This is a genomic window from Paraburkholderia sp. BL21I4N1 (assembly GCF_002973525.1).
Lineage (GTDB): Bacteria > Pseudomonadota > Gammaproteobacteria > Burkholderiales > Burkholderiaceae > Paraburkholderia.
On record NZ_PVEN01000002.1, the window covers coordinates 721,549 to 727,792 of the forward strand.

The 6,244-nt window shown below is 57.3% G+C and carries 6 protein-coding genes; 3 read left to right on the forward strand and 3 right to left on the reverse strand.

The window, feature by feature from the left end:
• Nucleotides 1–223 precede the first annotated feature (223 nt).
• Together B0G83_RS09610 and B0G83_RS09615 are read left to right on the forward strand one after the other, a co-directional pair.
• On the forward strand, nt 224–847 hold the full coding sequence (locus B0G83_RS09610; RefSeq protein WP_105507173.1) for a ParB-like protein: 624 nt from the start codon (nt 224–226) through the stop codon (nt 845–847).
• 543 nt (nt 848–1,390) lie between these two features.
• Entirely contained in the window at nt 1,391–1,870 is a 480-nt protein-coding gene (locus B0G83_RS09615) for a hypothetical protein (RefSeq protein WP_181156790.1), read from the forward strand.
• Nucleotides 1,871–2,726: 856 nt separating this feature from the next.
• On the opposite strand, the gene B0G83_RS09625 is transcribed toward B0G83_RS09615, so the two are convergent.
• The 3 genes from B0G83_RS09625 to B0G83_RS09635 form a co-directional block, all read right to left on the reverse strand.
• The gene (locus B0G83_RS09625; protein WP_374954901.1) at nt 2,727–3,467 is read right to left on the reverse strand and encodes an alpha/beta fold hydrolase; all 741 of its coding nucleotides are present in this window, start codon (nt 3,465–3,467) and stop codon (nt 2,727–2,729) included.
• A gap of 228 nt (nt 3,468–3,695) precedes the next feature.
• A complete protein-coding gene (locus B0G83_RS09630; protein ID WP_105507175.1) occupies nt 3,696–4,607 on the reverse strand; it encodes an alpha/beta fold hydrolase in 912 nt (303 codons plus the stop codon).
• Between the two features lie 25 nt (nt 4,608–4,632).
• Complete coding sequence (locus B0G83_RS09635) at nt 4,633–5,529, reverse strand: alpha/beta fold hydrolase (protein ID WP_374954902.1); 897 nt, start codon at nt 5,527–5,529, stop codon at nt 4,633–4,635.
• 98 nt (nt 5,530–5,627) lie between these two features.
• Here B0G83_RS09635 and B0G83_RS09640 point away from each other — a divergent pair, with 98 nt between their 5' ends.
• A complete protein-coding gene (locus tag B0G83_RS09640) occupies nt 5,628–6,014 on the forward strand; it encodes a MerR family transcriptional regulator (protein ID WP_105507177.1) in 387 nt (128 codons plus the stop codon).
• Nucleotides 6,015–6,244: the final 230 nt, after the last annotated feature.

Here is a 6,244-nt window from a genome sequence, read left to right on the forward strand (position 1 = left end):
GAATGTTGTCCACGTCGCTTGATGTAGCGCGCCTGCGGGGGGAGTCTCGCTCCGTTGTGGGGTGCTACCCGGCCATCCATCTCCTTTTACTCTGGCGTTCGAACGGCAGCCCCCTTTAGACAAGGACAAGCTGCGAGGACGAGCCGATGACAAGACAACGCAAACTGGTTCGACTCGTCGTTCCGCGCTATCGTTGCAGAAGCTCAAATTTTGTGAGGCGGACATGGCACTGCATCCCGACAATCACCTGATCCCCGCGAAACTCAATGCATTACGTCCTACACAGATGACGGTGGGTTATCGCGAAGTCATCGAGAAGCGCGAACACTGGAAGACGCTCGGCAAGAAGGCGCGCAGCGAAGCGATTGCTTCGCACTGGTTTCCCGCGGTGCTTGGTCCGGGACAGCTCTATTACATCGTGGACCACCATCACCTCGGACTTGCGTTGCTCGAGGAAGGTGTGGAAGAAGTGAAGGTGGCGATACTCAAGGACCTCTCATGGCTGGACGACGCAATTTTCTGGCGAATGATGGAACACAACCAGTGGGTCTATCCGTTCGGCGCGGACGGGTCTCGATACGCCTACGAACATCTTCCCAAGACGGTGACCGGGCTGACGGACGATCCTTATCGAAGTCTTGCTGGGGAATTACGCCGGGTCGGTGGCTTCGCGAAGGACGCAACGCCATTCAGCGAATTCCTGTGGGCTGATTTTCTACGTCAGCGGATAACGCAAGGCAAGATCCGAAAGAGCTTCGCCAAGGCACTCGATCAGGCAAAGGCCGTTGCGCACACGCCGGAAGCACGGTATCTGCCGGGCTGGTCCGGGATGATTGAAAACCCTTGAGCAGATATCCACTAGTGCCGCTTGGGGGAAATGCTGCTGGCGACGACAGGTTGTCGCTTGGAGTTACAACGGTTGGTTCGGATCTTGAACTGCCGCTAATCGCTCTCACGTGGCTGCGTTCCAACGGCCGCTGCGGGGCGAGTGCAGCCGATCGCAGCCATCGAGGTTGAAGCTTCGTATGCACAGCGCGTGAGTCGGCAGCCGGCCAGTTTCAGACGCTCAACGTTACCAGCTGGATTGGCGACAATCTGTGCCCACTTGACCAATTACAGTGAGGGGAAATGGCTGCAGGGTTGGTATTGATAATGGTGGACGGACTACTGGCGCTGAGTACGGGAGCAGGTCTCCTTCATATTCCAAACTGAAGTCGAGCAACACAAGAACGCTAAAGGACTCATCTCCCACAGCCGATATTCACTCATCAGGCCGATGACTGTACCGCAGCTCCCGCGGTCTGAAAAATTCGGATGCTCTGCGTGGCTGAGGCCTTGACCGCGGCACTGCCGGTCATCAATTTCTAAACAATAAATTCGGAAATACAAAATGCGTTTTATCTCGCTTTCAGCGATCTGCGTCCTCCTCCTTGCCGCGTGTGCGGGTGCGCCCACCATGAATCCTCTACCCGCCGACCGGGGGCACGATGTAAGCGTCGCACTTACTGGTGGTGTGAGTGAATTGCAGATCGATACGGGATCGTTCGACATTTCTTCTGAAGCGAAGGCGGACCTTCTCGGGGCCTTCCATGCAGAGATGACTAAGATCGGGATTCCGGTTACGGCGTCGGGCGTTCCGGTCGCACTTCACGTAAACGAATTCAAGACACGCCCCGTTGCGGCACGGATACTCTTTGGCGCGCTCGCCGGCAGCGACCACATCAAGGGAACTGTCACGGTCGCAGGAACCGAGTTCGAGGTGGCCGACACAGGCGTCACGGTGGTGGGTGGCCTAGGCGTTGTCGCGAGGAACGTGGGCGTACAGACGGCAGATGGGATTGGGCACTTAGCCAGCGTTGCCGTCAAGTAACAAGCGCGGTACTGTCCGGGGCGATCACGAGGCCCGTGCCACAAGCGCTATTGGTTGCGGCGCGGGCAACGAAACTGTGTCCCAGAGAGGTGAGCATTCGTATCAAATCGGCCGCTTTCGGTTGATCGAGGGACTGCTTGGGGTTGAGATATGCCAATCGCATGTAGCGGCGCCCGGCCATGAACAGTCATCCAGTGCCGTCTTCTAATTCGCGGACAATTTTCGCTATCATAGGCTGCGTGTATTTCTCGACGGGGTCCTCACCGGTTCGGCCAACTTCGCCCGCGTCGAAGGCTAAATAGACTTCGTTAAAGAATGTGGGCCAAGCGTCTTCTCCGTGCGAGGCAAAATCGTCATACACGAAACCGACTACAGCGATCGCTACCGCATCACAAAACCAGAAGGAGAGTCGACCCTCGTGAAACCCAACTGCGAGCTGGCGAGCTATCGCGTTGTATACCTCGCGCCTCGTGGACCCGACAATCTCGGTCCAGCGTTCGAAGTCGTGTGCTGGAAGCAAACACTCTCGACCTGTCTGGTCGTAGCGCGACTGCAAACGCCTCATAAAGTCTGCTTGCGGATCTTGTGTAACCGGGCTCATGCGGGCGGCTTTCGCTTGTAGGGGAGAACAGAGTATAAGCGTCCATACGAGAGCATTTTGAATGGCCGCTTACGGCAATTTCGTAGGTCCCTTCAGGGTCGTCTACCGAAGTTCAGCGTTCGAGCGGAGCTGGCGCTGCTCGGGTCGCCTGCCAATTTCCGAGGTCGGCCAGTATGGGACATTCGGCGTGAGATCGCGGATAGTCAATAATCGGCGGGGTGAGGGGAAACACGTCCGCAAGATTTGCTGGGTCAGCTATTGTTGGCCCTTACATTGATCGATGAACTCAGCGATCAATGTTGTCACTTTCTCCGGCCGCTCAAGGCTCGGCAAATGGGCGGTATCCGACACTTCGTAAAATGTGCCGCGAGCTACGTTGGCCGCGAGGTGACGACTGCGCTCCTGAATTCCTGGAAGGTCGAGATTCCCACACATCACCAACGTCGGTACAGATATTTCGCTCAACCGCCGATATGCGATCGCTGGATCCGTATTCGTGCCAACTGGCGGCAAACGGAGAGCCGTGGAATTCATCTCATAAAACAGCTTGCGAACTTCGCCGATCACGCGCCCGTCAGACTGAAGCGGCCCATCAAGCCAGAGAGTCGTACGTATCTCGATGGCCTTTTCAATATCATTTTTCAACTCCGCCTGCGCTAAGTCGGCGACCAGGTCTGCAATCGGCGCGGGGTGGGTTATCTTCGGAGCACCCGTCACGTTCGGCGCAATCAGAACGAGACCACGAACGGATGACGGATATCGAAGAGCCACGTCTAGTGCTATCCCCCCGCCCTGAGAGCAAGCCACGAGTATTGCGGGGCGATCCTCTGTCACCGACTCCAAAACAGTGATCAGGTCGTCGACTGAAGAATGATCCTCCGCTCGCGCGAAAGTCTCGCCAAATCCACGTCGATCATAGGCAATCGTCTGGTGCGTCGCGCCTATCTTGCGGATCTGATGGTCCCACATCCGGCGGTCCGCAACACGCGCGTGCAAAAAACTATCGGTTCTCCACGTCCAACAATTTCCCCTGTCAGCGTCGCTCGCCCCGACGCGATCTGAAAGCTTTTCCTCATGAACCGCCTCCGTGCCTGAGAGTGGCCATAGTACACGTCGGGTGGGAGGCTCGGTGCGGCCACAACCCGCCGCTCACATGCGTCGTCGATCGGACGTTCAGGCGTCGGCTTTGTTCCGTAACAGGCCGTCCGATTGTCACGAGGAATGTCACCGCACATCGTTCAAGAAACTACCGAGGGCGGACAACACCTCATTGGGGGCATCTTCAGGCAGCAGATGACCGCCCGGCAAGCCTCTGCCTGTAACATTCGCAGCCCATCTTGACCATGTGTGGAGGGGTGCGACATTACTTTCCTTCTGTTCTCTCTCACTCCAAAGCACTAGTACTGGACAGGCAAGCTTCCGGCCCGCTGCGAAGTCGCTCGCGTCATGTTCGAGATCCTCAGACGTCGCGGCGCGATAGTCCTCGCAAATCGCGTGACGCACGTCGGGGTTCCGAAATGCGGTTCGATAGGCGTCGAGCGCCGAAGGATCAATTCGCTCGAGTCCACCGGACATCTTTGCAAGCACCGCGTCGATATACGCGTCTGGATCGGCCGCCAGCATTCGCTCCGGGAGGTCCGCAGGTTGCGCGAGAAAGAACCAGTGCCACGTATTAAGAGCGAAAGTCTTGTCGACAGCCGCGAAAGCATCAAGCGTGGGCACGACGGTCAGCGATGCATATTTGCTGACACGTAGAGGACTATCGAGCGCAAGGCGGTATCCGGCGCGAGCGCCGCGGTCATGTCCGACCACAGCAAACCGTTCGTGTCCAAGCCGATCCATCAACCCGACGAGCGCATTGGCCACACGACGCTTGGTCCAACGCGGTTGATCGTTGCGGGTCTGGCTGTCGCCGTATCCAGGCAGGTCAGGCACGATGACGGCGTGAGACTTCGCGAGTGTGGGAGCAATCAATCGCCACGCGACGTGGGTTTGCGGATAGCCGTGCAGCAGCAGAAGCGGCGATCCTGTCCCGCCGATGGCTCCCCCAAAGGAGACATCGTCGGTTTCGATGTCAAGCTTGGCGAAGCCGGGAAAGAAGCCATTTGTCGCAGTTCGCTCGACGTCGGGCGCCATGGTGATCTCCTGATAGAACGATGCTTTATTTTCCGGACGCCGACGTGAGGAACTCGGCCAGATCGTGATTGAAACGATCGGGTTCCTCGATGAACGACGCGTGACCCGCGTCGGGGTACACCTTGCTCATGATGCGCGGATTTAGCGCGGTCGCGCGGGCGAGCGTCGTGGGTGTGTCGACCAAGGCATCGCGGCCGCCGTAGATGAATAGCAGTGGCACGTGTGCCTTGCTGAGTCCCTCGGCAGCGAATACGGTCATGGTCGGAATTTCTCGCTGCATATCCCACGACGCCAACGCGCCATTCGCAAGCAGTCGATCGAATGTCCCGACATCCGGCCGATGGTTGAAGCACAGGCCGATGAAGGTGCGCTCACCGTCGAGATGTGTCTTCAAATCCGGCGAATTCATGTCCCGATAAACCTCCGGATGATCAACGATCTGACCGGGCGCGAGTTCCACCACACCATCGACATACACGGCGCCATTGATGTTGTGATCGCCATACGTGGCGAGATAGTTAGATATCACCACGCCGCCAAGCGACCAGCCGACGACAACAGGCTTCGTTGCGTGCGAGCCCTGAATAACAGCGTCGAGGTCGTCGGCCCAGTGACGGCCATCGCGATACGGCTCGGCACCCGATGGTTTATCCGACAGGCCGTGGCCGCGCAGATCGTAGGTGATGATCCGGTACTGGCGCAATTCGGGGCTCTGCACCTGCGCTTCCCAGTTGAGACGGCTGCCGAGCAGACCGTGGATGAAAATCACTGGCGGACCATTAGGGTTGCCGCTTTCCTGAACCGCAAGCTTTACTCCATCCTTTGACGTAACCATATAGCTGTTGGGGGCAGCGGCAGCATCAGATGTGGCTGCAGATAGGGACGATGCCGAAACTGCAGCGGCCAGCAGGAGATTGAGCATTCTGGAGTACATGACGAGTTCTGAAAATTAGGTAGTCCGCATAGTTTCAACCCTCACACCAATGTGAGAGTCAAGCGACTTGTGCTATTCTGATTTTCATGAAAAAGATGTCATCCGACGAATTGCTGAGTATTGGAGAACTTGCGCAACGCACCGGCGCAAGCGTGCGATCGATCCGGCACTATGATGAAAACGGTCTGCTTGCGTCTGAGCGCGCGAGCAATGGCTATCGCATGTTTCCCAACAAAGCGGTCACGCAGGTTAAGCAGATCCAGCGCATGATCGCGACCGGTTTCACCATTGAAGATATCCGCGGCTTTCCAGACTGCATGCTTCTGATCGAGGGAGCCCGGTCGTGCGACCAGATCAATGAAGTACAGCGGGAACGCCTCGAAGCCATCGATCGTCAGATCAAGGATCTCGAGCGGCGTCGCACAAGACTCCTCAAAACTTTGTCAGAAGGCGCGATTCCGCCCGTCGACTGACAGGGTGGCACGGAAACTCTATTCGTTCGGTTCGTAGGGAACGAGTATCCCCTCGAGCAGTTGTTCGCACAGGTCGAGGGCCGCTATATATTGGAAGCGGCCCTTGGAATGAGGCCCGCCCGAGCGGCGGAAATGGACCCAGAGTGTGTGGAAACTCGATTTTTGCCGCTAAGCGGGCAATTGACAGTCAGGTCGATCGCGTGTGATACAACGAGTTTGCGCCATCGAAC

Excerpts from the sequence above, each read along its gene's own strand:
- B0G83_RS09610 (WP_105507173.1), top strand. The coding sequence starts at position 224 with ATGGCACTGCATCCCGACAATCACCTGATCCCCGCGAAACTCAATGCA.
- B0G83_RS09615 (WP_181156790.1), top strand. The coding sequence starts at position 1,391 with ATGCGTTTTATCTCGCTTTCAGCGATCTGCGTCCTCCTCCTTGCCGCG.
- B0G83_RS09630 (WP_105507175.1), bottom strand. The coding sequence starts at position 4,607 with ATGGCGCCCGACGTCGAGCGAACTGCGACAAATGGCTTCTTTCCCGGC.
- B0G83_RS09635 (WP_374954902.1), bottom strand. The coding sequence starts at position 5,529 with ATGCTCAATCTCCTGCTGGCCGCTGCAGTTTCGGCATCGTCCCTATCT.
- B0G83_RS09640 (WP_105507177.1), top strand. The coding sequence starts at position 5,628 with ATGAAAAAGATGTCATCCGACGAATTGCTGAGTATTGGAGAACTTGCG.